We start from the raw sequence: 25,277 nt of genomic DNA, 5'->3' as shown, positions 1-25,277 counted from the left end.
GCTGCTGGCTAGCGGTCGGCGAAGGTGATCGCGAACGCGTTCAAGGCCGGCTTCCACCGCACTGTCCAGCGTGTCCTGCCCGCACCTGTCGGGTCAAGGGACCGGGTCACCAGGTAGAGGCACTTGAGCGCGGCGGCCTCGGTTGGAAAGTGTCCCCTGGCTCTCACGGCCCGCCGGTAGCGCGCGTTGAGGGACTCGATCGCGTTCGTGGAGCAGATCACGGTACGGATCTCAACGTCGTAGGAGAGGAAGGGTGCGAACTCTTCCCACGCGTTCTCCCACAACCGGATGATCGCCCCGTACTGCCGGCCCCATTTCTCCTTGAGCTCCTCCAGTGCCATTTTTGCTGCGGCCGCGTTCGGGGCCGTGTCGATCGGGCGGACGTCTTTCTTGAGGGCGTCCCAGTCCTTCTTCGACGCGAGCCGGAACGTGTTGCGGATCAAATGGATGATGCAGGTTTGAACGGCGGTGAGGGGCCACACGTTCGACACGACGTCCGGCAGACCTTTGAGGCCATCGCAGACGAGGAAGAACGTGTCCTGAACACCGCGGTTTTTGATGTCAGTCAGGACGCCCATCCAGAACTTCACCCCCTCACCACCGGTCCCAGCCCACAAGCCCAGCACGTCCTTCTCGCCCTCCAGGGAGACCCCGATCGCGGCATAGATGGGTCGGTTCGCGATATTGACCGTCGCGGATCTTGACCACGATCGATGGGGGCACCTCCCACGAAGTGGGGGACGATGAAGATCGCTGCGTAGACGCTATCGAGAGGACGATTCGCCCAGCTCGCCATCTCCTCGGATACCTTGTCGGTGATCCTCGAGATCGTCTCCTTTGAGACCTGCGCTCCATAGATCTGCGCGAAGTGCGCACTGATCTCCCCGGTCGTCAGCTCGTGGGCATAGAGGGACAGGACCATCTCATCGACGCCGGTGAGGCGGCTCGGTCAGGACCGTTTTCGACCGGGACCCGTTCCGGACGTTCGAGGTCCCACGATCGGGTTCAGCATGGTGTTTGTCATGACCGACATGCTCGGTCATTTCCTCGTTCAGCGCCGTCTCGAGGACCGTTTTCGTGAACTGCTTTAACAGCCCATCGGGACCGGTCAGGGACAGGCCCCGCTCGGCCGCCATCCGGACCAGTTCCTTAGCAGCTAGCTCCTCCGCAGAGGACTCCGGCTTGTTTCTCTTCACAGCATCCAGTGTCGTCATCACGGCACCTTCCCCGCCAGACTCACGCCCGACGTGTCAGGCCAGAAACACCGAATTCAGGACAGTTCCTCAATCAGCGAAAAAGGGTCACTTTTCAGTCGGCATTGACACACTCCGCAGCGAACACCTGAAACCGGTCCTTCGCGGCGGCTTCGGACGGGGCCGTATAGACCGGTTTGAGGGCCCTGACGATCCCGTCGCGGTGCCGCCGGCCGGCGTAGCGGAAGCTGTTGCGGATCAGATGCACGACGCACTGCTGCACCACCGTGCGCTCCCACGTCGTGTTGATCGCCTCCGGCAGCCCTTTGAGCCAGTCGCAGACAGCGATGAGCACGTCCTCGACGCCGCGGTTCTTTAGCTCGGAGAAGACCTCAACCAGAACCGGGCACCTTCACCCCCGTCGCCGGCCCAGATCCCCAGAATGTCACGCTCCCCATTCACGGTGACGCCCATGACGACGTAGAACGGTGTGTTCCGTACCTGCCCGTCCCGGACTTTCACGACGATCGCGTCCACGAAGAGCACAGGGTAGAGCGGGTCCAGCGGACGAGAAGACCACTCGGCCAGCTCACCTGCGACCTTCTGAGGTGATCCTCGAGATGGTGTCCTTGGAGACCCTGGCGCCGTAGACCTCCTCGAAATGCGCCGCTACTTCTCCCGTGGTCAGTCCGCGGGCGGACAGCGAGAGCACGATCTCATCAATGCCATCCAGACGACGCTTCCGTTTGGGCACGATGACCGGCTCTAAGGATCCGTCGCGGTCCCTGGGCACTTCGATCTCGACCGGGCCGATCTCCGTCAACACCGTTTTCGATCTCGTCCCGTTGCGCATGTTCGCCGCAATGGGCGTCTGCCCGTGGTCGTGCCCGAGATGCTCGGTCAGCTCCGCCTCCAGCGCGGTCTCCAGCACGCTCTTCGTCAGCTGACTCAGCAAGCCACCCGGACCGACAAGGCTCACGCCCTGTGCCTTGGCCTGGGCCAGCAGCCGTTCGGCAGGGTCCTTCTGATTAATGATCTCTTCCGTCACAGGATCGATCATCGCCTCTGATACTTCGGTCGTGAAGTCGTTCACGGCCATCTCCTCTCGGATCAGGCCAGACTCTCACACACCGTTTTTCTGACAGTCCCAAGCCGTGAACGGACTCATCGAGCTCCACCGCCCCCTCGCTAGAGGCTTCAGAAACCGGAACAACTACCGGCTGCGCATGCTCCTCATCGGCGGCGGACTCAGCCACTCCCACCTCAAGTAAGAAGAGCCGGCAAACCAGAGACACAGAATCTCTCGTCGAAGCTGACAACGCGTTGACCGGATAGGAGCTCGCCTATTCTTCCTGTTGAAGGATCGTCCACGGACATTCCTTATAAAGGCCGCACTGGGCATCTCCTCAAGCGGGCAACCGGGAATCGTGCAGACTAAGCACAAGTACGAGGAAGGAATTCATCCGACGTCGGCAGCAAGCGCGTCAGCGGAGGACCGGCTTTTAGCGGATCGATATCTCGCCACGGCATCATTGCCCCACGAAAGGTACCGCAGTACCAAGTAACATGATCCCAATTAGCCAACAACGAGAGGATCTTATTCAATGCCGCACTACGTCGATTTACAGGTGATCCTCAAAGAAAAGTTGCTGGGAACTGGTTCGGGCAACCTGACCTCCCAGGAGAAAGCTATTAACGATCAAGCCGCGAAGGGCTACCGGCTCCACACCATCACCACCTCGAGCAGCGGGAGCAAAGGAATCGGTGGCGGCAACCGCATCCAGGCGACCATGGTGTTCGAGAGCCTTGCCTAGAGCACTGTAGCCGTTCCCTAAACGGGACGGCCCGCTCAGAGAACGTTCCTTGGAAACTTAGCTAGCCCGTCAGTGGCTCGACAGCGCTAGCCAGGGAACTGTGATGCAGGTCGAGGACGGCGCCCCCAGGAGGACGCAGATGCCCAAAAGTAGTCAGCACGATAAACATCGTGAGCCGGTCAGCAACTACGTTGACGCTCTACGCCGTGACGTACCGTTCCGTGACGAGGCGGGCGTGCTTCATCATCCGACGATGCGCAGCCGTCCGCAGCCGGCATTCGTCCTTGACCCGCTGCATCAATTCCTGCGCATCGGCAGCCTCGCCGCCTCCATCGGTTACACCATCTGGATTGCCGCCCGTATCCCGTCGATGCCGGCGCAGGTTCCGATGCAGTTTCCGCCGATGGCTCAGTCAGTCGTTACGGTCCCTCTTGGGAGCTACTGATCCCTGCTTCCATAGTCCTGGCGACCATCATCGGACTCGCGATCCTGACCAGCTACCCCAGGATCTACAACTATGGCGTTGGGAAGTCACCGAGAAGAACATCCAGGCCACTATAAGAACGGCGTTCAGATGATGATCTGGACTACCTTCAGCGTGACAGTGCTGCAGATCATTGGCTTCGGCGGCATCGCAGGGGATTGGCTAATTTTTCCGGCGACCTGGTTCGGACTGGCACTACTTCTGAGCTCGACTACGTTTTTCACCCTGCAGATGTTCCGGCTCTAAGTCAGCATGCCCATGCCCTACCCTGAGGAATTCCGACTCGCCACGTGCTGCACGTGGCGAGGAACCGGAGTTCGACGTCGCCGATAAGTTGGCCAGGCAAGCGGTCCGGGGGCATCCGACAACGCTGGGGCTCCTACGCGACCAATGGCAACGGTAGCAACGGCGAGCTGCGCAATCTCGACCCGGCGAGGTTTCGCTTCTCGTTCCTGGGAGTCTTCGACCCGCAATCCCCACGCGCGTGATCGATGGAGCGGGGGAAACACGGGCTAAACAGGAACTGGCGCCCAGCGCGCAACCCAATAGCTTCAGCAGAGGTGGCCTCTCGCCCCGCAGGGAGGTGGCGCCCTCCTGATCGCGGGGTCGACCACGCGAGGAGTCCCCTCGCTGTTCCAGGCGAAAAGGGTTAGGTGCCAAAGATGAGGCTGCTTGCGGGAGGGGTCGATCAGGCCGTGGGCGCCCAGATCCTCAAGGGCTTCTCGTACTCGCCAGGGACGAGGCCGTTCACCTCGTGCGAGAGGTTCCTGCCAGTCCGCTGCGGCATCCGCCGGGTCGATACCGATGGACCTCAAGGCCTGCTGCGAGCGAAGGTCGACGATGCGATCGGCTCCTACCTCGAACTGCAGCACTTCGAGGTCAGGAGTGCGATCGTCGGTATGAGCGATCATCGCGGCTGCCACCCCTTCACGCGAGGAGCTGAGGTACAGCGTCGGTACGCCCTCTGGGGAATACCGGCCGGCAGACCGCGACCCGGTCAGCGCGTCGGCGCGATACGAGGGATCTATTGCGCGGAAAAATGATCCTCGTACTGATCGCATCAGCGGATCGTCGCCGCTGACGATCGGTTGGCTCTGCTGCACCACACCGCCTTGTCTCTGAAGTCCGATTGTTCAAGCACACCTTGCCAGGTGAGGTACTCCCCGAACAGCATTGCCGCTGTCTCCTGGCTCTGCGGTCAGAAGGTTCAGGAGGAATCGGGTTCTCCTCGACGGATCCAATCGTCGACACCATCCAACCTCGGGCGGCCATCGATGGCTATCCGACGGCGCTGAGATACGGGAGGATCGCCGTCGATCCATAAGCTCGCGCTGGAGCTCGAGATCGGTTCGCATGCCCGTCCAGATTCACATCGGCCCGGCCGCCGGGCGCCGACGAAAGACCATTAATGAGTGCCATGTCAGGCAGACTAGCTGGCGTGAGCATCACCGGATCTTCTTCACCCGTTCTGCGCGACGGCCTCATCGAGCTACGGCCCTACACAAGAGCAGACGAAGAATTCTTCGTCGCCTTGTTCCAGGACCCGGAGGTCGTCCGCTATGTCGGTGACGGGTTGGAGACCGAGGCAGCCGATCGCGAGCTTTTCCACCGCGTCTTCACCCGGGTCTACCCGACGAACAAGTTCGCAGTCTGGGCTGTCGTCGCTGGCGGCTTGCTCATCGGACACGCCGAACTCAAGCCCTCGCCCCGCGATGACATCGAGGGCTGGGAACTCGTGTACGCCATCCAGCGCTCTCACTGGCGCCGAGGGTACGGCCGCGCAGTGGCCGCACTGGTCACCCGCTACGGCTTCGACACTCTCCGGCTTCGGGCAGTGTTCGCGACCGTGGACACCGAGAACACACCCTCGCTGGCTCTCCTGGAAAGCCTCGGGTTCGTTCGGATCGAGGAGACGGTGGACGGCGGCCGGAGAACCGGGATTTTGGTAGCTCACGCGTCGGACCGACTCCGTCCGCGAGCACCTATGCTCGAACAAGAAACCTAGGGCATGCTGCAGCGCCCCAAGGGTGCGGGACCGAACAGGATGCAGCCCCTGAACACGTTGCACCGATTTCAATCACCGCGAAGCCGTCCAATCACCTTGGAGCTGGACCCTGGAACTACACACCGAACGACTGGTGCTTCGTGAGTATGTCCTCGAGGACTTTGGCGCCGTCCATTCCTTCGCCTCTGACCCGAGAATTGCCCGGTTCGTGGACTGGGGGCCCAACACCGAGGACGACACCCGCGCCTATCTCGAAGGATGCATCGCCGCTCAGGAAGCCTCTCCCCGCACAGTGTTCGCCCTGGCAATCGCGCTACCCGGTGGTAGGCCCGTGGGCTCCGTCGGGCTGACCCTCGACGAGCAGCAGCGTGGTCATCTTGGCTACGTCGTCGGGGTCGACCACTGGGGAAGGGGCTATGCCACAGAAGCGGCGACCTGCCTCTTGGCCCACGCCCACAACACCTTGGAGTTGGATCTGATCGAAGCCACGTGCCGGCCGGCCAATATGGCATCGGCGAGGGTCCTCGAGAAGATCGGCATGACCTTCACGGGAGTGCGCCCGAGGGACAGGTTCGTAGGAGGACAGTGGAGCGATTCCCTCGTCTTCGCTGCAGGAAGCTCAAGCTCTGAACCGCCCTCAGTAGACCTCTTCTGATGCAGGCTCCTCCCGCCTCCTCGGCTCCCGCTCAGACCGGTTGCCTCCGGACAATACGCGTTCCGGTCTTCACGAGCATGAGCACCAGCAGCAGAATGCCCACATAGCCGTTGATCACGTACACGATGTTGACCATCTGGGAGAACGGCAGGAGCAGGCCGATCACCGTCCCGACCACCGCGAGGACGATCGTCAGCACCTTGAAGCGGAGCGTCCTGTCCAGGAAGAACCGCGAGGACACGGTCCACAGCAGCGGCACGGCTGTCGTGTAGATCCCGGTGAGGATCATGACCGAGATACCCGCGGCAAGCACAGGGCTGACATCTCTGGCCAGCACGAGCATCGGGATCTCGGCCCCTCCGACCTTGGCCACATTCGCGAGCAGGCCCAGGCCGACGATGATGCATGCGACGGAGAAAGCGATGGCTCCGATCGAGCCGCCGGCGGCGGCTTCCTTGCGGCTGTGCGCCGTCTTGCCGAGCGCCGTCAGGAAGGCCGCCAGCCACAGCATGCAGAAGCCCACGTAGGACAGCCCGGCCAGGAACCAGTTCGTGGACGCCTGGGTCAGATCGAGGGTGGGAAGAATCGCATTGCCGGCAGAAATTCCGCCCGGATTGCGGAAGATTCCCAGCAGCCCGAGCGCTATGGCGACCACCACGATGATCGGGCCGATCTTGCCGATGACGTCGACCAGGCTCTTCAGACCGAACCACACACTGATGCCGACCGCGACGGCCAGGCCGACGCCGCCGATGTACCGCGAGATACCGTGATGCTCTTCGAACACGGCGCCGGCACCGGCCACCATCACGGTGAAGCTCAGGAACACGAAGAGGATGGAGAAGAAGTCGAAGAACGTCCCCAGGTACTTGCCGCAGTAGTAATGGAAGATCCGCGAGGGACGATCGAACTTCTTCGCCTCCCCGACCACGAAGAACTCCATGGCCACGTAGGTCATGAGGACCAGAACCAGCGCTCCGGTCCCGAACACACCCCAGTAACCGTACGAGGTGAAGTACTGCAGGATTTCCTGGCCGGTCGCGAATCCGGATCCGATGAGGAAGGCCATGATCGCGCCCGCATAGGTGAGGACTCGGAGGACGCTCACCTTCTCGGTCGTGTGCAGGTGCGCCCGCGTGGGTGCGTTTTGAGCCAAAGGGTGCCTTCTTCCACAGAATGTCAGTTGTCATCGTCGACGATTGATATATCAGTCTCCGAAGGAAGCTACGGGAGAAGTGTGACCCAGTCAACAATCGTCACCGTGCGCCGAGGCAACTTCTCGGGACGAGGCCGGAACGCTGCACCCTCGGGGCCACCCAAACCCAGGAGACCGGAGCCATGTCCTGCTGGACCCGATCACCACGAGGGCGGCGTAGCGGCGTCAGTCCAGGGGCGGCGTCGAGCGCCCCGCAAGACACTCCGCAAGAACATCTCCCGCGTCCGAGACCAGACCGTCGACGCCCAGATCCAGCAGCCGGTCCATGTCCTCGCGTCGATTGATGGTCCACACGTGCACCTGCAGACCGGCGGCGTGGCAGGCGGCCACGAAGCGGGGCGTCACCACCCGGATCCCCCGGTAGGTCTCGGGCACCTGCAGGGCCTGGACGCCTGCACGCCGAGCGACGATCCCCGCCAGACCCAGGGGTCCCGCCACTTTCACCCCGGCATTGACCCGCATCCCGGCCGACGACGCCGTCGGCCTCTCGAGCAGGCGCAGCACCTGACGGCGGCGGCGATCCGAGAACGACGCCACGAGCACCCGGTCGTGGGCCCGCAGGCGATTGATCAGCTCCGCGAACGGCCGCACGGCGTCGTCCGTTTTGATGTCGATGTTCAGGCGCAGCTCCGGCCAGCGCAGCAACACCGCCTCGAGCGTCGGGATGCCGCCGTGACCCTCCACGGAGACGGCGCCGAGCTCCGCAGCGGAGCGCTCCACGAGGGGCCCACGGGCATCCGTCACGCGATCCAGGTGCTCGTCGTGGAAGACCATCACCACGCCGTCGGACGAGGCCCTGACGTCGATCTCCACGTACCGGAAGCCGAGTCTGACGGCGCGCTCGATCGCGTCCATGGTGTTCTCGCCGCCGTCAGGCGCAAAGCCCCGGTGGGCGAGGGCGAGGGGCGCGCGCCCTGCAAGCACCCCGCTCCCGGCGCCGGCCCCGGTTGCGGCGTCGAGATAGGGGAACCGCTGCGGATCAGGCCGTGCGGAGCGCCGCAAGGCGTTCCTCCAGGATCTGCGCCACGCCGTCCTCCTCGAACGGAGGTGCCACCAGATTCGCTGCCGCGAGCGCATCCGGGTGGCCGGAAGCCATCGCATACCCGTGGCCGGCCCAGCCGAGCATCTGCACGTCGTTGGGCATGTCGCCGAAGGCCACGACGTCGGCCCTGTCCACCCCCAGCTCGGCGGCGTACTGCGCGAGCGTCACGGACTTGTCGATGTTCGGCCGCGCCATCTCGAGGAGCGCCACGCTCGGAGCCGAGTGAGTCGTGGAGACGAGATGCGCGACGGCGGGCCTGACGGTCGCGAGGAACTCGTCCGGGGAGATGTCCGTCAGCCGGGCGAGGAACTTCACGATCTCCTCCCCTGGCAGGGTCTCCTCGAACGGCTGGGCGGTGATGTCGCCCAGGAGCTCCGAGGCCGCGGCGTCCCCGAAGCCCGGCTCGATCGTGAAACCCGCGATCGTCTCCGCCGCGAAGGTTGCCGCGGGGAAGAGGCCGCGGATGATGTCGCGTGCCGCATACACATCGACCGGTTCGAGGAGCTTCGAGCTGAGCACGGTCTCGGTGGCGAGATCATAGGTGAGCGCGCCGTTGGAGCAGATGACGGTTCCCCGGTGCCCGAGCTGGTCGCGCAGGGGGTGGAGCCAGCGGGGCGGACGCCCGGTGACGAAGACCACGTGGATCCCCGCCTCGATGCACGCCTCGAAGGCCCTGACCGTGCGTCCGCTCATCTTCCCGTCATGGCCCACGACGGTCCCGTCCATGTCGCTCGCCACGAGGCGCATCGCTGTCTCCTTCGGTCCTTGATCCTTCAGATTACCGGCGCAGCGGTCTCACTCCCCGGGTACCTCGAAGGTCCCGATCAGCCGTGCGCGGCCCAGAGTGTGGGAGAACAGATTGAAGCCCAGATACGCCGGTGAGGCGTCGGCGGGGATACCGAGTGACTCGACGTCGACGGCGTGGACCACCACGTGGTACTCGTGCGGGCCGTGGCCGGGAGGCGGCGCGGCACCCACGAAGCCGGCAAAGCCGCCGTCGTTCCGCAGCTGGAAGGCACCCCTGGGCAGCAGGTCCGAGTCCTCGCTCCCCGCACCCGCGGGAAGCGAGGTGGTGGCGAGGTCCACGTCCACCAGCGCCCAGTGCCAGAAACCGCTGGCGGTCGGGGCGTCGGGATCGTACACGGTGACGGCGAAGCTCTTGGTCCCCTCGGGGAAGCCGCTCCACGAGAGCTGCGGTGATTCGTCGTCGCCGCCCGGCCCCATCCGTCCCGAGACCTGCGCGGTGGCGAGGGGTTCGTGGTGGGTGATGCTCTCGCTGGTGAGCTCGAACTCGGGGACCTGGGGCAGGTCGGCGTACGGGTCGCGGGACATGGGAGTGCTCCTTCTGGTAGTCGGCAGGACGGGTCAGAGACCGTGGATCATCTCGGCACGCGAGGGCGGATCCGCGCCGGGGCGGGAGACGGTGATGGCTGCTGCCCGGGCTGCGTACTGCAGCATCCCGGTCAGCTGGTCGAGCGTGACGGCGCGCAGGTCCTCCCGACGCTGCGCGCCGTCCAGTCCCAGATCCACGAGCGAGCCGATGAGCGCTGCCATGAAGGAGTCCCCGGCACCCACCGAGTCCACCACGCTGATGGACAGCGCAGGCACGGCGCTCTCGCCGGCGCGGCACACCGCCCACGGCCCCCTGGAACCACGGGTCACGACGACGACGGCGGGCCCGGCCTCGAGCCAGGCACGTGCGGTCTCCTCCGGGCTCCGGTCCGGGTAGAGCCAGCGCAGATCCTCGTCGGAGGCCTTCACGAGATCCGCGAGCGCCACGAACGCCTCGGCCTGGTCGCGGGCGAGATCCCGGTCCCGGATGATGGTCGGCCTGCAGTTGGGGTCGTAGGTGATGGTGCTGCCCGGATGCGCCGCCCGCACCAGGGCCAGGACGTCGTCGGCGCCGGGCATGAGCATCGTGGCGATGGACCCGGTGTGCAGGAGCGTGGTGCCGTCGAGCAGCTCCTCGCGGCGCTCGGCCAGGCCCGGCAGGTCCCAGACCAGCTGGAAATCGTAGGCCGCCCCGCCCGCCGGATCGAGTCGCGCGGTGGCCACACTCGTCGGGGAGTCGTCGGGGCCGATGGGGAACGGGACGGAATTGTCGCGGAGGTGCTGCTGGATCAGGCGCCCGTAGTCGTCGTCGCCGTACCGGCCCACGAACTGCGCGGGATGCCCCAGCCGAGCGATCCCCACGGCCACGTTCATGGGGCTGCCACCCACGTGGGCGCGCATGGGGGCGATGTCGCTGACGACTTCGTCGATGAGGGTTTCCCCGATCACGGTGAGCACGCCTTCAAGGTATCAGTCGTACCTGCGACGGGGCCGTGCCGGTCCGGTACCGCTAGAGGGCGTTCTTGCGGAACAGCGGCACCCTGGGCGGCAACGGGTGGCCGCGGAAGCGGTGCACGCTGTACGCGATCAGGGCGAGGGCGATCAGCGACGAGGCAATGAGGCTGATCCCCGTCCCCACACCTCCGGGGAGCCATAGTCCCTCGCCGAGGAACCACCAGCCCGGCACCCGGGGCTGGAGCACCCAGACCACGCCGAGGCCCATGATCACCAGGGCGCTGGCGCAGCTCAGGGCGATCCGGGGCACGGTCTGCACCCCGAGCGCTGCCGCGTGGAAGGCGTTGCCCTTGAGCGGTTTGAGGAAGCGGCGGGCCCAGTGGTACTGCTGCGAGAGGACCGCGAGACCGGCGGCGAGCATCAGCAGTCCCGGGCCGGGAAGCACCAGGGCCGCGAGCCCCAGCACCACCAGGGTCCAGCCGAGCACCTCGATGCCGGTGCGGCGGATCCACCCTGAGACCCGCCCTCTTGCTGCCATGCACACAGGATGTCACAGGATGCAGGGCGGAGCCGGTCGACCGGACGGCCTGCCCGCCCAGCGAAGGTCGCCAGCACGGGAATGAATGGAAAACTTCATGCGTTTGCATTGATATGCTGGTCGAAAGACGCCAGCCCTATGAAGTCGAGAGACGCCAGCCCAATGAAGGAGGACGGCATGACCATCCAGACAGAAGGTCTTCACCACGTCACCGCGATCGCCGGGGACCCGCAGAAGAACATCGACTTCTACATCAAGGGCCTGGGTCTGCGCCTGGTCAAGAAGACGGTGAACTTCGACGATCCCGGCACCTACCACTTGTACTACGGCGACGAGTCCGGCAATCCCGGGTCCCTCCTGACCTTCTTCCCCTGGCAGGGCATCCGCAGCGGCCGGGTGGGCAGCGGCCAGTCCACCACCACGGCCTTCTCCGTCCCGCAGGGCACACTCGGCTGGTGGCAGGAGCACTTCAAGGCGATCGGCGTCGAGTCCAGCATCTCGCGTGCGTCGTCCGAGGAGGAGCGCCTCTCGCTGCGCGATCCCGACGGCCTGCAGATCGACCTCGTGGCCTCCTCCATCTCCGATCCGCGCAACCCGTGGGACTCCGCCTCCGTCCCCGCCGAGTACGCCGTGCGCGGTCAGCACTCGTCGGTGCTGACGGTGCAGGATCCCACCCACACCCTCGAGACCTTCACGCGTGACCTCGGCATGAACATCCTCAGCGAGAAGGACGGCCGCTACCGCCTGAGCACGCACGACGGCGCCCCCGGCACAGTGGTGGACGTGGTCACCGACCCGCGCGGCCAGCGCGGACTCGTGGCCGGCGGCACCGTGCACCACATCGCGTTCCGCGTCCCCGACCAGGAGACCCAGGAGCTGTGGCGCCGCGAGCTGGCAGAGCGCGGTTACGGGGTGACGGCGATCCTCGACCGCCAGTACTTCACCTCGATCTACTTCCGTGAGCCCGGTGGAACACTGCTCGAGATCGCCACGGACACACCGGGCTTCGACGTCGACGAGCCCCTGCTGGAACTGGGCCGCTCGCTGAAGCTGCCGCCGTGGCTCGAGCCCAACCGCGAGGCCATCGCCCACGCCGTCGCGAAGATCGACGTGCCGGGCGAGAACAACCCCGCCGTCCAGTCCTTCCTGAAGTAGGAGCGCACCATGACCATCACGCATGACTGGCCCCACCTGTTCCACGCCGGCGCGGCGGACGCCCCGGTGCTGCTGCTGCTGCACGGCACTGGAGGGACCGAGCACGATCTCCTGCCGCTCGTGAAGGAGCTCGCACCGGAGGCAGGGTATCTCGCACCCCGCGGGCCCGTACAGGAACACGGCATGAACCGCTGGTTCCGCCGGTTCGGGGAGGGCAACTTCGACGTCGACGACGTAATCCGCCGCTCCGGTGAGCTGGCCGACTTCATTGCGTGGGCCAGGGACCACTACGGGATCGGGGAGCGCAGGCTCGTGGCCGTGGGCTTCTCGAACGGCGCGAACATCGCGCTCGCCACGGCCCTGCTGCACCCGGGTTCGGTGGCAGACGCCGTCGCGTTCTCGGGGATGTACCCGCTGGACGGACGGCCGGTCGAGGCGGACCTGTCCGGATCCTCGATCGCCCTGTTCAATGGGAAGGCGGATGCCATGGCACCGATCGACAGCGTGGTCCGCCTCGGGTCGATCCTCGAGAGCCGCGGCGCCGAAGTACACCGGGCCGTCCGCGAGGGCGGGCACGGTATCCATCCCAGCGAGATCGACGGCGCAGCAGCGTGGATCGCCTCGCTCACCCGGAAGGTTTCACATGACTGACGCACACACGGAGCACGGCGGCCTCGCCGCCAGGGCGACCGCATTCGCCGAGCTGCACTCCGCCCCCGAGATCCTGCAGGTGGTCAACGTCTGGGACGTCATCAGCGCGACGACCGTCGCCGATGTACCCGGCACGAAGGCCCTCGCCACGGCGAGCCACTCGATCGCCGCGTCCCTCGGCTACGAGGACGGCGAGAACATCCCCCTGGAGGAGATGATCGCGGCGATCGGGCGGATTGCCGCGGCCACGGACCTGCCGGTCTCCGCCGATCTAGAGTCGGGCTACGGCGACCCGGAGGACACCGTGCGCCGGGCGATCGGCGTCGGGATCGTGGGCGCCAACATCGAGGACCAGATGCGCCCGCTCGCCGACGCCGTGGCGCAGATGGAAGCGGCCATGAAGGCCGGCCAGGGCGAGGGCATCGACTTCGTCCTCAATGCCCGCACCGACGCGTTCGTGAGGGCCGGTGACCGTGATCCGGCGGAGGTCCTCAGCGACGCCGTGGAGCGCGGCAAGGCCTTCCTCGCGATCGGCGCCACGAACGTCTTCGTTCCCGGCCTGCTCGACGAGCACGCCGTGAGCACCCTCGTGGAGGCCTTCGGCCCGCAGCGCCTGAGCGTCATCAACGTGCCGGGCAGTCTCGCTCCGGCCCGGCTGCAGGAGCTCGGCGTGGCCCGGATCTCCTACGGACCGTGGACGCAGCGTGTGGCCCTGACCGCGCTGGCGGACTCGGCCGCCGAGCTGTACGCGGGAGGCGCCCTGCCCGGGGGCACCCGTCCCCTGAACTAGGGGACTGCCCCACGAACCCCGGTCAGCCCGTCACGGGCGGGACGGGGTTCGCCGTGTCCGCGGCCCGTCCCAGCGCCTCCACCACGGACTCCCATGCCTTCGATCCGGGGGTGATGACGGCGAAGTGGTCCCCCGGCACGATCGTGAGCTCAGCAGTCGCGCCCCGTGCCGTCGCGGCGGCCACATAGCTCTCGGACTGCGAGAGCGGCACCGCGGTGTCCTTCGTCCCGTGCACAACGTAAACCGGAACACCGAGTGGGACGGCGCTCATCGGATCCGCGAGACGATAGCGCTCGGGATCGCCGGGTGCCCGGAGAAAGTTCTCGACGGCGTCGTCGCCGAGCCGCAGCTCGCGTGCCTGCCGCAGATCCAGGACGCCTGCCTGGCTGACCACCGCCGGGAGCGGCACCACCGGCACACCGGCGCCGGGGGTTCCGGACGGGAGGGTGCTGCGGCCCGCCGCCCACACCGCGAGGTGACCTCCCGCCGAGTGCCCGAGCGCCGTCGTCGAACGCAGCTCCAGTCCGTGCTCGGCGGCCGCCACCGCGAGGTGGTCGATCCCGGTGGCGACGTCGTCGAAGGTGGCAGGCCAGCCGCCGCCGTTCCCTGCCCGGCGGTACTCCAGGTTCCAGCAGGCGTACCCGCGCCGCACCAGATCCTGCGCGAGGGGCTCACCGAGTTCCGCGCCGTAGGTGGAGCGCCAGTAGCCACCGTGGATGATCACGACGACGCCCCGGACGGCGGCCCCCGTGGCCGGGAGGTAGAGCTCCGCGAACTGGCTCGGATCATCGCCGTAGGCGTAGCGCTGCGGCGTCACCGCTGTGGGCTTCGCGGCGGCCCTGATACCACCGATCAGGAGCGCGGCGCCGGCTGCGGCGGCGAGGGCGAGGAGGGGGCGTCGTCGTACGGGATCCACCCGTGCAGCCTAACCGTCGGGAGCGTTGGCTACGATGGGACTTCTCCTCGGAAAGGCAGTGTGCATGGGCGCGTGGGACGATCTCGACGACCGGCTGCGCCCTGCCGTCGAGGCCCATACGCGCGAGTTCGAGCGTGTCCGCCCTGCCCTGGACCGCGTCACCAGTGCTATGCGGGAGAGCATCGCGGCCATCTTCGACGGCACCGATCTGAGCCCCCTGTTCGTCACGGCGCGCACCAAGACCGTCGAGTCCTTCCGCGACAAGGCCTCGCGCACCCTCCCCTCGTCCGAGCCCGGTGCGCTTCCCACCCTCGTCTTCCCCGACCCGATGCGTAATCTGATCGACCTGGTGGGCGTGCGCATCATCACCACCCTCCCGCACGAGGTGGATCTCGCGGCGAACATGCTCAAGCGCCAGCGCCGGGAGTTCGACTGCCGCGGCGACCGCGAGAAGGACATCGGCTCGATCGAGTCCGGCACGTACGGCTATTCGAGCCGTCATCTGATCATGCGGACCATCCACAGCGACGTGGTCCGTGCCTTCCAGCAGGTCGTCGACCCGGAGACGAAGGCCGCGGGCAGCTATCTGTTCGAGGTGCAGGTACGCACGGTCCTGGCCCATGCGTGGTCGGAGATCGAGCACGACCTGCGTTTCAAGGCGTCCAACCCGAAGGCGTGGAGCCCCTACTTCGACCGGCAGTTCACCGCCACCGCGGCCATGCTGGAGACCGTGGAGTCCACCTTCGCCGAACTGCACGAGCGGTACGAGACCATCACCGGTTTCTGGGACGAGGACGGCGAGGGCAGCGCTCCGCTGACGCCCAACCGGATCCGCCACATCTGGCAGACCCTCCTGCCCCACGTGGACCGCAAGTCCGGGGACGACTGGGCGTGGGCCGCCGAGCTGCTGGCCGCCCACGGCCTGAGGACCACGCTCGATCTGGTGCCGCTGCTGCAGGCCGGGGCCATCACCTCGGTCCGGAAAGCCCTGGACCACCGCTACTCACCGGGCCCGGACCGTCTCCTCGACGACATGTTGCTGTGGCACTACGGCCATCCGCACATCGAGCTCACCGCCGAACCCGAGAGTGCCGAGAGCACTCCCCGGCGGGACAGCCTGCAGCGCAGGCACCGGCAGATGGAGATCTACCGTCAGCAGCATCCCTGACGCGGCTCGTCGCCGGCGGCCGCGCGGTACTTCCCCGCACGCCGCACCAGCCGGTCCGCTGACGGCATGGCCCTGACCCGCGACAGCTCGTACTCGATCGCCAGGGCCATCCGCTCGCAGAACGCGCGCCCCTCCCGGGCGGCGTCGGGGCGTTCGTCCACCACGTGGTCGACCACGCCGCGCTCCACGAGGGCGGCGATCTTCACGCCCTGCGCCTCGGCCATCTCGGGCGCCCGCTCCACGGTCCGGTGGACGATGGCACTCGCTCCCTCCGGCGGCAGGGGTGAGAGCCACGCGTGCTCGGCGGCGATGGTGCTGTCGGCCGGCAGGAGTGCGAGCGCACCGCCGCCCGCGCCCTGTCCGAGCAACACGGAGACCGACGACGACGCGAGCCCGATGAGGTCGTACAGGGATCGGGCGATCTCCCCGGCCAGTCCGCCCTCCTCCGCCTCCTTCGACAGATCGGCGCCCGCGGTGTCGATGACCGTCAGCAGCGGCAGCCCCAGTTCCTCGGCGAGCTTCATGCCGCGGCGCGCCTCCCGGAGGGAGGCCGGGCCCATGACGGCGTCCCCGGGCTCCCGTGGTCGCTGGTGCCCCAGCACGATGCAGGGCTGCGCCCCGAAGCGGGCCAGTGCGAGCAGGAGGCCAGGGTCCTTCTCCCCCTGACCGGTGCCGTTGAGCGGCAGGACGTCCCGGGCGCCGTGGGCGAGCAGCCGGCGGAGATCCGGTCGGCGTCGATCGCGTGAGACGAGGATGGACTCCCAGGCGCTCCCGGTGCCGGGTGGTACGGAGGCTGTGGCGGGCACGGGCGGGCCGACGGTCGCGTCGGCGAGCAGTACACGGAGGGCCGTGTCGACGATCCTCGCCAGCTGTTCCGGTGCGACGACGGCGTCGATGAGTCCTTTGTCGAAGAGATTCTCCGCGGTCTGGACCCCCGGAGGGAAGGGCCTGTCGTAGAGCGCCTCATAGACGCGCGGCCCGAGGAAGCCGAGCAGTGCCCCCGGTTCGGCGACGGTGAGATGCCCCAGAGAGCCCCAGGAGGCCATCACCCCACCCGTGGTGGGATGACGCAGATAGACGAGATAGGGCAGACCGGCCTGCCGGTGGGCGCGCACGGCACCGGTGATGTCCACCATGGACAGGAACGCCGGGGTGCCCTCCTGCATGCGCGTCCCGCCCGACGCCGGCCCGGCCAGGAGGGGCAGCCGCTCGCGGGTGGCCCTCTGGATGGCGGCGGTGATGCGGTGCGCGGCCGCGCTGCCGATCGAGCCGGCGAGGAACGCGAACTCCGAGACGATGACGGCCACCCGTCGTCCGTGGATGAGGCCCTCCCCCGTCAGGACGGACTCGTCCGCGCCACTCCTCTGCCGAGCGCGCAGCAGCTCGTCCTCGTAGGACGGGCTCGCGCCCGGATACGGGACGGGGACGGGACTGTCCCAGGACGCGAAGGAACCGTCGTCGAGCACCTCGTCGATGAGGTCCCGCGCCGTGAGGTGCCGCGCTCCGGCGGTCATGCGCCCGGCGCCGGCTCCGCGAGCCAGGCGCGGATGGCCTCGCCGTCGCCGTCGAGCAGTGGGGGCGCGGCATGCGTGGTGGGCGTGGTCTCGGCGGCGCCGTCGAAGAACCGCAGCGGGGGTCCCGGGAGGGCGATGGTCCCGAGCAGCGCGTGCTCGACGTCGAGGAGCAGACCCTGCGACCGCACCTGGTCCCAGGCGTACACCTCGTCGAGCGTGCGCACCTTGCCGGCCGGGATGCCGGCCTCCTCGAGCTTCCTCAAGAGGGGTTCGGCCTGGTACGCGGAGAAGGCGTCCTCGACCACCCCGATCAGCTGCTCCCGGTTCCGCACGCGGTCCGCGTTGGTGGCGAACCGGGGCTCGTCCGCCGCGAGGCCGAAGGTCTCCGCGAACGTGGCCCACAGCTTCTCGCTGCCCACGCTGATCTGCACCCTGCCTCCGCGGCAGGTGAAGAGACCGTAGGGGGCGATCGACGGGTGATGGTTCCCCTGCGCCTGCGGCACCTCGCCGGCCACCGTGGCCCGGGTGCCCTGGAACGCATGCACACCGATGATCGAGGCGAGCAGGGACGTCCGCACCACCTGGCCCTTGCCCGTCCGCTCGCGCTCGAGCAGTGCCGCGACGGCCCCGTACGCCCCGTACATGCCCGAGAGCAGATCGGCGATCGGCACGCCGACGCGCTGGGGATGGTCGGGATCGGGGCCCGTGAGGGACATGAGGCCCGCCTCGCCCTGGACGATCTGGTCGTAGCCGCTGCGCCTGGCCTCCGGCCCGTCGTGCCCGAACCCGGTGATGGAGAGGATCACCAGGCCGGCGTTCAGCTCCAGCATGGCCTCGGTGGAGAACCCGAGGCGGTCGAGGACGCCGGGGCGGAAGTTCTCCACGACGACGTCGGCGCGGCGCAGCAGCTCGGTGAGCGTGTCCCTGCCGTCGTCGCTCTTGAGGTCGAGGGCGATGGACTCCTTGTTGCGGTTGCAGGACAGGAAGTAGGTGGACTGCCGGTCCTCCTCCGGCCCCACGAACGGCGGCCCCCAGCCGCGCGTGTCGTCGCCGGTCCCGGGGGTCTCCACCTTGATCACGCGGGCGCCGAGATCGCCGAGCATCATGCCCGCGTGCGGTCCGGCGAGCGCCCGGCTGAGATCGACGACCAGGCGGCCGGCGAGGGGGCCGCCGCGGTCTCCGCTCGTAGGGGACGGTGTCTCGGCGCTCATGGTTCCTCCGGAGGTTCGGGCGCGATCAGTCGCGTGGGGTCGGTCGGGACGGGCAGCCGGGTAGGGCAGCCTGGTCGAGGTGCGGCTCAGAGCCAGCCGGGGACCACCAGGACGAGCCAGGCGATCACCGGTCCGGCCACCACGACGATGGCACCGTATCCCAGGATCTGCTTGTAGAAGCGGTCCTTGTCGGTGCCCTCGGGAGCGTTCGCCAGGACGAGGGCACCGTTGGTGGAGAACGGCGAGACATCGACGATGGTGGAGGACACCGCGAGTGCGGCCACCACACCGACGGCGCCCACGGCCCCGGTCTCCAGGAACGGGATGGCGAGGGGGATCAGGGCGGCGAGGATGGCGGTCGAGGAGGCGAAGGCCGAGACCACGGCACCGATGTAGCAGATGAGGAGCGCGGCCAGCAGGGGCATGCCGAGACTGGCGACGCCGTCGGACACGTACTCGATGGTGCCTGCCGCCTGCAGCACGCCGACGAAGGTGAGCATGCCGCAGATGAGCAGCACCGTGGACCACGCGATCTTGTTGACCGCACCGCTCTGGGCCTTCGGTGAGAGCAGTGCGAGCACGACGGCGATGGTGATGGCGACGAAGCCGACGTCCACACTGAATCCGAGCGCGATCACCGCGAGGGCCACCAGACCGAGCATGGTGGCGATCTGCGAGACGCGGTCCTCGCGGGACCGCGGGGCAACTGCGTCGTCGCCGGCGGGATCCCGCGGTCCGTAGGTGCCGCTGCCGGTGCCCTTGTAGGCGACATCGGCCCTGCGAGCGCCCGGGCTGGCGTTCAGGCGCACCTCGGCGGCCTCCTCGACGACGTGGGAGAACCGCGTGGACATGAGGGCGCGGCCGCCCAGGACCACGAAGAGGACGACGGCGATGAGCAGATTGAAGATGAAGCTGGCCAGGAACAGTGCGAGGGGGCTCGACTCGAACCCGGTCTGCCCCACGATGTCGTTGACGATCACGCCGTACACGGCGATGGGCGAGAAGCCGCCGGCCTGGGCACCGTGGACCACCATCATGCCCATCAGCAGCGGCGAGATCTTGTGGCGCGCCGCGAATCCGAGCGCCACCGGCGCCATGATGGCGACCGCGGCCGGGCCCAGGGCACCGACGGCGGTGATGACGGCGGTGATCGCGAACATCACCCAGGGGATGAGGGCCACGCGGTTCCGGACGAGCTTCACGGCCCCCTGCACGAGCAGGTCGATGGTGCCGTTGTTCTGGGCGATCGCGAACAGATACGTGACACCCACCAGGGTGAGGAACAGTCCGCCCGGGAACTCGGCGATGATGTCGTCCGTCTCCATGCCCAGGAAGACGGCGCCGAGCAGGAACGCGCCCACGAAGGCCAGGGCGCCCATGTTGATCGGCAGCACGGTGGCTATGAGGAACATCGCCGCGAGGATGATGATCGAAAGGAGTGGGGCGGACATCATGATCCTCCAGCGGGACATGGACGGGTAGGAGATGTGACCCGCAGCACAGGTTCACTGGCCTAGCCTGTAGGAGAGTGGGTCTCCCTGTCAACCATTCGCGGTTACCATGGGCGGACCACGACACGGGGAGAGCCAGGATGACCGACGCCCAGATCCCGCCGGCGCTGGGTCGGCTCGCTCGCCCACGCCTGTACGAGCAGCTGGTGGAACAGCTGCTGGGGTACATCGAGTCCGCGGGCCTCCGGCCGGGCGATCTGCTCCCGGCGGAGCGTGATCTCGCCGAGCGGCTCGGGGTGTCCCGTGCCACCCTCGCGCAGGCCCTGGTGGCCCTCGAGGTGCTCGGCGTGATCGATGTGCAGCACGGTACCGGGGCCGTCCTGCGGCACCGCGCGAGTGTCGCGAGCGTCATCCGCGGGCTGCGCGAGCATCGGAGTCGCCTCCCGGACATCGTCGAGGCCCGGAGCACCCTGGAGGTCAAGCTCGCGTTCCTCGCCGCCGAACGCCGGACGGCCGACGATCTCGCGGCGATCGACAGCGCCCTGGGGACCATGCAGTCGGAGATCGACGACGGCGACCGCGGTGCGCACGGTGACGAGCTCTTCCACCAGGCGGTGACGGCGGCCGCACACTCACCCGTGCTGGCCCAGCTGATGGCGTTCATCGGTGAGATGGTGCTCGAGACCCGCCTGGAGTCCCTGGCGCAGCCGGGCCGACCCGAGCAGTCGCTCGCCTCGCACCATAGGATCGCCGACGCCGTCCGCTCCGCCGATCCCGCTGCCGCCGCTGCCGCCATGCAGCAGCACATCGACCTCGTCTCGGATGTCGCGCTGCTCAGGTAGTGCCTACGTAGCCCGTCGATGCCGACATACGCCTGGCGCGGGCCGCTATGCCACCCCGGTCGTTCCCAGCAGCAGTCCCACCGCGTAGGTGAACGCCATGGCCAGGGCCCCGCCGATCATGAGGCGGGTCACGGCGCGGGCCACCGAACTCTCGCCCACGCGGGCGCTGATCGCTCCCGTGATGGCCAGGGCCACCAGGACGGCGACGAAGGTCAGCGGCACCCGGATGTCGGCGGGTGCGAGGAGGATGGTGAGCAGGGGCAGGACGGCGCCCACGGCGAAGGCCGCCGCCGAGGCGAACGCGGCGTGCCACGGATTGGCCACCTCGAGTTCGTCGATGTTGAGTTCGATGGAGAGATGGGCGGCCAGGGCATCGTGCTCGGTCAGCTCCGCCGCCACCCGGTGTGCGGTGTCCGGGGCGAGACCCTTCTTCTCGTAGAGCCCGGCGAGTTCGAGGAGCTCGCCCTCGGGATCCTCGCGGAGCTCCTGGCGTTCCTTCTCGATCAGGGCCTCCTGGCTGTCCCGCTGGCTGCTGACCGAGACATATTCTCCGAGCGCCATGGACACCGATCCGCCCACCACGGCTGCTGTTCCGGCCACCAGGATCGGGGTGACGGAATTGGTCACACCCGCCACGCCGATCACGGTGGCGGCCGTCGAGACGATTCCGTCGTTCGCGCCCAGGACGGCGGCGCGGAGCCAGTTCAGGCGCGATGCTATGCCGTTGTCGTGGGGCTCGGGGCGACCCGCGGGGATGTGTGCCATCCCTGCAGTAAACACCGGGCGGCGCCATCCGGCCACACAGGTTCGGCTTGCCTCACGCGGCCCGCGCGCTGCGGGAGCCGACGGTGCACGCTCACTGCTCCGGTTGCCGGCGCTGCTGGGCGTAGTGGTGGCCGAGGGAGTCCTCATGGATCTCGATGGACCCCAGGGTCTCCTCCGAGAAGTCCTCTGCCTCGTCGTGCCGATGGACCACGGGCAGATCCCCCTCGGACCGGTCGGCCGGTCCGAGGAACAGCCGGACGGTGGAGTCGATCCTGTCGAAGATCGAGCCATGACCCCTGCCCGGCTTCTTCGGGACGGTCCCCTGATCGATCCCGGGATCGGTTCCGGGATCGGTTCCGGACTCCGGCGGCATCGGAAGGTCCTCGGCCCTGTGCCGGGCGGCCGGATCGGGCTGCGGCGTGGGATCGGGCGGCACTGTCGAGTCCTGCTGCGCGTCCGAGTCCTGCTGCGCCATGGGATCCTGCTGCTGCGACTGTCGGCTTCGATGGGTATCCATCACACACCTGCTTCATCGGGGCATCCAGTGTACTCCGGACCACGGCGAAGGGCTACGGCGAAGGGCTACGGCGAAGGGCCATCGTCGGTCGGGGGGCTCGCCCCGGGCAGCGGAACGGCCGGCCCCCTCGACGGTGACCGGCCGTTCCCGTCCTGACCGGGCCCGCGGAACGGGCCCGGAGCATCAGGCCTCGGAGACCTGCGCTGCGAGATTCCCGAGCGTGGTGTCCAGGGCGTCCTGGGGCACGGCGGGGAAGCTGACCTTCTTGAGGAGCTCCTTGTCGGTCACGGCCGACCAGTCGTACGTCACCGAGACCTGCGTGGAATCGGGGCCGTCGGGCTGGAGCTCCCAGACCCACTCCCATCCCGGGGGAACCTCGCCGGCCGGAGCGGTCTTCCAGGCCAGCAGCTTGTTCGGGTCGTAGCCCACCACGTGGTTGTCGGTCTGGTAGTCCCCGCCCATCTTGTCCCAGTGCTGGTTCATGGTGAACACCTGGCCGACGGCGGTGATGCGATCCGACTTGCTGTCGGACTGCACCATCCCCGAACCGTCCAGGGCGGCATGATGCTCCGGGTTCGAGAGGATCTCGAAGATCGCGGCGGCGGGTGCATCGATGGTGCGAGTTGCGGAAATGCTTGTTTCTGCCATGGAACGTTCTCCTTCTGGTTGGGGACGACGCCGTCTACTGCGCGTCGTCCGGTGAGGACTCGTCGAGCGTCCAGCCGGTGATGGCTTCCAGGTCCTTGCCGGCATCGCGCGTGTACTGCCATGCACGCTGCCGCTGGTCCTGCAGGTCCTGCCGGAACCGGCCCTGCGAGGCGCCCAGGGTCGGCACGCGATCGATGACGTCCATGGCCAGCTGGAACCGGTCGATCTGGTTCAGCATCGCCATGTCGAACGGCGTCGTCGTCGTGCCTTCCTCCTTGTAGCCCCGAACGTGCAGATTACCGTGGTTGTTCCTCCGGTAGGTGAGGCGGTGGATGAGCGCCGGGTAGCCGTGGAACGCGAAGATCACGGGCTTCGACGTGGTGAAGAGCGTATCGAAGTCGCGCGACGAGAGCCCGTGCGGATGCTCGGTGTCGTCCTGCAGGCGCATCAGGTCCACGACGTTCACCACGCGGATCTTCAGACCGGGAACAGCGGCCTTGAGGAGACCTGCTGCCGCGACGGCCTCGAGCGTGGGCACGTCACCGGCACAGCCGAGGACCACGTCGGGCTCCATGCCCGGCTCCTCGCTGCCGGCGAAATCGAGGATGCCGATGCCCCGCTCGGTGTGCAGCTGCGCCTCCTCCGGCCCGAACCACGTGGGGGTGGGCTGCTTGCCCGTGACGATCACGTTGACGGTGTCACGCGTGCGCATGCAGTGCTCGGTCACCGCGAGCATGGTGTTCGCATCCGGTGGCAGGTACACGCGGGTGATGTCGGCCGTCTTGTTCACCACGTGGTCCATGAAGCCGGGGTCCTGGTGGGAGAACCCGTTGTGGTCCTGCTGCCAGACATGGCTGGAGAGCATGTAGTTGAAGGAGGCGATGGGCCTGCGCCAGGACAGCATGCGGTGGACCTTCAGCCACTTGGCGAACTGGTTGAACATCGAGTCGACGATGTGCACGAATGCCTCGTAGCAGTTGAAGACACCGTGCCGCCCCGTGAGCAGATACCCCTCGAGCCAGCCCTGGCACAGGTGCTCGCTGAGCACCTCCATCACGCGCCCTGATCGCGCGAGGTGCTCGTCCACCTCCTCGATGCGCGGCTGCCAGGCCTTGTCCGTCACCTCGTAGACGGCCGACAACCGGTTCGAGGCCGTCTCGTCCGGCCCGAAGAGGCGGAACGTGTGCGGATTGAGCTCGATGACGTCGCGCAGGTAGCCACCCACCGTGATCATGGGACTCACCTTCTCCGTCCCGGGACGGGAGACCGCCACGGCGTGCTCGGCGTAGGAGGGCAGGACGAGATCCTTCAGGAGCCAGCCGCCGTTGGCATAGGGTGTCGCGCTCATCCGGAGACCGCCCTCGGGCGCGAGGGCGGCGATCTCCGGTCGCAGTTCCCCGTTGCCGGTGAAGAGGGACTCCGGGTCGTAGGACCTCATCCACTCCTCGAGCTGCTGCAGGTGCCGCTCGTCGGTGTGGACCCCGGACAGCGGTACCTGGTGGGACCGCCAGGTACCCTCCACCGGTGCGCCGTCCACCTCCGCGGGGCCGGTCCAGCCCTTCGGTGAGCGCAGCACGATCATGGGCCAGCGCACGGCGGGGTCCCCGGGTCCGGAGGGGGAGGTCCGCGCCCGGTCCTGGATGGCGTGGATGTCGTCGATGCACGCGTCGAGGACGTCCGCGAAGTCCTGGTGCGCGGCCTCCGTGGCGGCGGGATCGGTCACCGTGACGAAGCGGGGATCGTAGCCGTAGCCGTACATGAGCTGCCGCAGCTGTTCCTCGGGCATGCGGGCCAGCACCGTGGGATTGGCGATCTTGTAGCCGTTGAGGTGCAGGATCGGCAGCACCGCGCCGTCGACGGCGGGGTCCACGAAGCTGCTCGAGTGCCAGCTCGCGGCGAGGGGACCGGTCTCGGCCTCGCCGTCGCCCACCACCGTGGCGGCGATGAGCGTGGGGTTGTCGAAGACGGCGCCGTACGCGTGGGCCAGGGAGTACCCGAGCTCCCCGCCCTCGTGGATGGAGCCCGGGGTCTCCGGTGCTGCGTGGGACGGGATGCCGCCGGGATAGCTGAACTGCTTGAACAGGGCGTTCATCCCGGCGTCGTCGGACCCGATCTTCCCGTAGATCTCCGAGTAGGTCCCCTCCAGCCACGCGTTGGCCACGTTCGCCGGGCCGCCGTGCCCCGGACCGGTGACGAAGAGGATCTCCTGCTGCCGCTGCGCGATCACCCGGTTCAGGTGTGCGTACACGAAGTTCAGGCCCGGGGTGGTCCCCCAGTGTCCGAGCAGGCGCTCCTTCACGTCCTCGCTCCTGAGGGATCGCGTCAGCAGGGCGTTGTCCCGCAGGTAGATCTGCCCGACGGACAGATAGTTGGCGGCGCGCCACCACGCATGCAGACCCTGGATGTCGATACTCAT

At 67.5% G+C, this 25,277-nt stretch carries 24 protein-coding genes and 2 pseudogenes; 9 read left to right on the top strand and 17 right to left on the bottom strand.

What is annotated here, in order from left to right; all coding sequences use genetic code 11:
• Positions 1-8: 8 nt before the first annotated feature.
• Positions 9-1,217, bottom strand: a pseudogene (locus FQ377_RS04000) (IS256 family transposase).
• Between the two features lie 139 nt (positions 1,218-1,356).
• Positions 1,357-2,253 (bottom strand): annotated as a pseudogene (locus tag FQ377_RS15340) (IS256 family transposase); the annotation flags it as partial.
• A gap of 544 nt (positions 2,254-2,797) precedes the next feature.
• Between FQ377_RS15340 and FQ377_RS03985 the strand changes: the two are divergent.
• Complete coding sequence (locus tag FQ377_RS03985) at positions 2,798-3,007, top strand: DUF4177 domain-containing protein (protein ID WP_148599895.1); 210 nt, start codon at positions 2,798-2,800, stop codon at positions 3,005-3,007.
• 139 nt (positions 3,008-3,146) lie between these two features.
• Positions 3,147-3,452, top strand: coding sequence for a hypothetical protein (locus tag FQ377_RS03980; protein WP_222861826.1), 306 nt, complete (start codon positions 3,147-3,149; stop codon positions 3,450-3,452).
• 590 nt (positions 3,453-4,042) lie between these two features.
• Here FQ377_RS03980 and FQ377_RS03975 read toward each other — a convergent pair.
• Complete coding sequence (locus FQ377_RS03975; RefSeq protein WP_148600095.1) at positions 4,043-4,552, bottom strand: RES family NAD+ phosphorylase; 510 nt, start codon at positions 4,550-4,552, stop codon at positions 4,043-4,045.
• Positions 4,553-4,929: 377 nt separating this feature from the next.
• On the opposite strand from FQ377_RS03975, the gene FQ377_RS03970 reads away from it, so the two are divergent.
• Both FQ377_RS03970 and FQ377_RS03965 read left to right on the top strand, forming a co-directional pair.
• Entirely contained in the window at positions 4,930-5,496 is a 567-nt protein-coding gene (locus FQ377_RS03970; RefSeq protein WP_187393244.1) for a GNAT family N-acetyltransferase, read from the top strand.
• Positions 5,497-5,629: 133 nt separating this feature from the next.
• On the top strand, positions 5,630-6,151 hold the full coding sequence (locus FQ377_RS03965; protein WP_187393243.1) for a GNAT family N-acetyltransferase: 522 nt from the start codon (positions 5,630-5,632) through the stop codon (positions 6,149-6,151).
• A 31-nt stretch (positions 6,152-6,182) separates the two neighbouring features.
• On the opposite strand, the gene FQ377_RS03960 is transcribed toward FQ377_RS03965, so the two are convergent.
• From FQ377_RS03960 to FQ377_RS03935, 6 genes are all read right to left on the bottom strand, one after another.
• A complete protein-coding gene (locus FQ377_RS03960) occupies positions 6,183-7,307 on the bottom strand; it encodes a YkvI family membrane protein (protein ID WP_148599891.1) in 1,125 nt (374 codons plus the stop codon).
• A 225-nt stretch (positions 7,308-7,532) separates the two neighbouring features.
• On the bottom strand, positions 7,533-8,369 hold the full coding sequence (locus FQ377_RS03955; protein ID WP_262364250.1) for a glycerophosphodiester phosphodiesterase family protein: 837 nt from the start codon (positions 8,367-8,369) through the stop codon (positions 7,533-7,535).
• Positions 8,347-9,156: an HAD family hydrolase gene (locus tag FQ377_RS03950; protein WP_148599889.1), complete on the bottom strand. Its 810-nt coding sequence runs from the start codon at positions 9,154-9,156 to the stop codon at positions 8,347-8,349. Before FQ377_RS03950 ends, FQ377_RS03955 begins: the two co-directional genes overlap by 23 nt.
• Positions 9,157-9,204: 48 nt before the next feature.
• Entirely contained in the window at positions 9,205-9,741 is a 537-nt protein-coding gene (locus FQ377_RS03945; RefSeq protein WP_148599888.1) for a YbhB/YbcL family Raf kinase inhibitor-like protein, read from the bottom strand.
• 33 nt (positions 9,742-9,774) lie between these two features.
• Positions 9,775-10,698, bottom strand: a complete 924-nt coding sequence (locus FQ377_RS03940) for a carbohydrate kinase family protein (protein ID WP_148599887.1) — start codon at positions 10,696-10,698, stop codon at positions 9,775-9,777.
• A 52-nt stretch (positions 10,699-10,750) separates the two neighbouring features.
• Complete coding sequence (locus tag FQ377_RS03935) at positions 10,751-11,233, bottom strand: PGPGW domain-containing protein (protein ID WP_148599886.1); 483 nt, start codon at positions 11,231-11,233, stop codon at positions 10,751-10,753.
• Positions 11,234-11,410: 177 nt separating this feature from the next.
• Between FQ377_RS03935 and FQ377_RS03930 the strand changes: the two genes are divergently transcribed.
• Genes FQ377_RS03930 through FQ377_RS03920 form a run of 3 tightly spaced genes read left to right on the top strand, consistent with a single transcriptional unit; the run spans position 11,411 to position 13,829 of the window.
• Positions 11,411-12,388 (top strand): ring-cleaving dioxygenase, encoded by a 978-nt coding sequence (locus tag FQ377_RS03930; protein WP_148599885.1) that lies wholly within the window; start codon positions 11,411-11,413, stop codon positions 12,386-12,388.
• Between the two features lie 9 nt (positions 12,389-12,397).
• Positions 12,398-13,039, top strand: coding sequence for an alpha/beta hydrolase (locus tag FQ377_RS03925; protein ID WP_148599884.1), 642 nt, complete (start codon positions 12,398-12,400; stop codon positions 13,037-13,039).
• A complete protein-coding gene (locus FQ377_RS03920) occupies positions 13,032-13,829 on the top strand; it encodes an isocitrate lyase/PEP mutase family protein (RefSeq protein ID WP_148599883.1) in 798 nt (265 codons plus the stop codon). The genes FQ377_RS03925 and FQ377_RS03920 overlap by 8 nt, the downstream gene beginning before the upstream one ends.
• Positions 13,830-13,851: 22 nt before the next feature.
• Here FQ377_RS03920 and FQ377_RS03915 read toward each other — a convergent pair whose 3' ends face one another.
• The gene (locus FQ377_RS03915; RefSeq protein WP_148600094.1) at positions 13,852-14,646 is read right to left on the bottom strand and encodes an alpha/beta hydrolase; all 795 of its coding nucleotides are present in this window, start codon (positions 14,644-14,646) and stop codon (positions 13,852-13,854) included.
• Between the two features lie 163 nt (positions 14,647-14,809).
• Between FQ377_RS03915 and FQ377_RS03910 the strand changes: the two genes are divergently transcribed.
• Positions 14,810-15,913 carry a GTP pyrophosphokinase gene (locus FQ377_RS03910; RefSeq protein WP_148599882.1) on the top strand — a complete coding sequence of 368 codons (1,104 nt, stop codon included), beginning with the start codon at positions 14,810-14,812 and terminating at the stop codon, positions 15,911-15,913.
• On the opposite strand, the gene FQ377_RS03905 is transcribed toward FQ377_RS03910, so the two are convergent.
• The 3 genes from FQ377_RS03905 to FQ377_RS03895 form a co-directional block, all read right to left on the bottom strand.
• Positions 15,898-17,427 carry a carboxyl transferase domain-containing protein gene (locus tag FQ377_RS03905; protein WP_148599881.1) on the bottom strand — a complete coding sequence of 510 codons (1,530 nt, stop codon included), beginning with the start codon at positions 17,425-17,427 and terminating at the stop codon, positions 15,898-15,900. The two genes, FQ377_RS03910 and FQ377_RS03905, sit on opposite strands and share 16 nt — an antisense overlap.
• A complete protein-coding gene (locus FQ377_RS03900) occupies positions 17,424-18,638 on the bottom strand; it encodes a CaiB/BaiF CoA transferase family protein (protein WP_148599880.1) in 1,215 nt (404 codons plus the stop codon). Before FQ377_RS03900 ends, FQ377_RS03905 begins: the two co-directional genes overlap by 4 nt.
• An 86-nt stretch (positions 18,639-18,724) precedes the next feature.
• Positions 18,725-20,089, bottom strand: a complete 1,365-nt coding sequence (locus FQ377_RS03895) for an SLC13 family permease (protein WP_148599879.1) — start codon at positions 20,087-20,089, stop codon at positions 18,725-18,727.
• Positions 20,090-20,229: 140 nt separating this feature from the next.
• Between FQ377_RS03895 and FQ377_RS03890 the strand changes: the two genes are divergently transcribed.
• Positions 20,230-20,931, top strand: coding sequence for a FadR/GntR family transcriptional regulator (locus tag FQ377_RS03890; protein WP_148599878.1), 702 nt, complete (start codon positions 20,230-20,232; stop codon positions 20,929-20,931).
• Positions 20,932-20,976: 45 nt separating this feature from the next.
• Here the strand turns inward: FQ377_RS03890 and FQ377_RS03885 are convergent, their stop codons facing one another.
• From FQ377_RS03885 to FQ377_RS03870, 4 genes are all read right to left on the bottom strand, one after another.
• The gene (locus FQ377_RS03885) at positions 20,977-21,696 is read right to left on the bottom strand and encodes a VIT1/CCC1 transporter family protein (RefSeq protein WP_148599877.1); all 720 of its coding nucleotides are present in this window, start codon (positions 21,694-21,696) and stop codon (positions 20,977-20,979) included.
• 91 nt (positions 21,697-21,787) lie between these two features.
• Positions 21,788-22,171, bottom strand: coding sequence for a hypothetical protein (locus FQ377_RS15105; RefSeq protein ID WP_262364249.1), 384 nt, complete (start codon positions 22,169-22,171; stop codon positions 21,788-21,790).
• 225 nt (positions 22,172-22,396) lie between these two features.
• Positions 22,397-22,861, bottom strand: a complete 465-nt coding sequence (locus FQ377_RS03875) for an SRPBCC family protein (RefSeq protein ID WP_148599876.1) — start codon at positions 22,859-22,861, stop codon at positions 22,397-22,399.
• Positions 22,862-22,895: 34 nt separating this feature from the next.
• A complete protein-coding gene (locus FQ377_RS03870; protein ID WP_148599875.1) occupies positions 22,896-25,277 on the bottom strand; it encodes a phosphoketolase family protein in 2,382 nt (793 codons plus the stop codon).

It is taken from the genome of Arthrobacter echini, from assembly GCF_008107445.1.
GTDB classification, from domain to species: domain Bacteria; phylum Actinomycetota; class Actinomycetes; order Actinomycetales; family Micrococcaceae; genus Arthrobacter_D; species Arthrobacter_D echini_A.
Note: the sequence above shows the minus strand (reverse complement) of the source record. Positions and strands in the feature narration are given on the sequence as shown.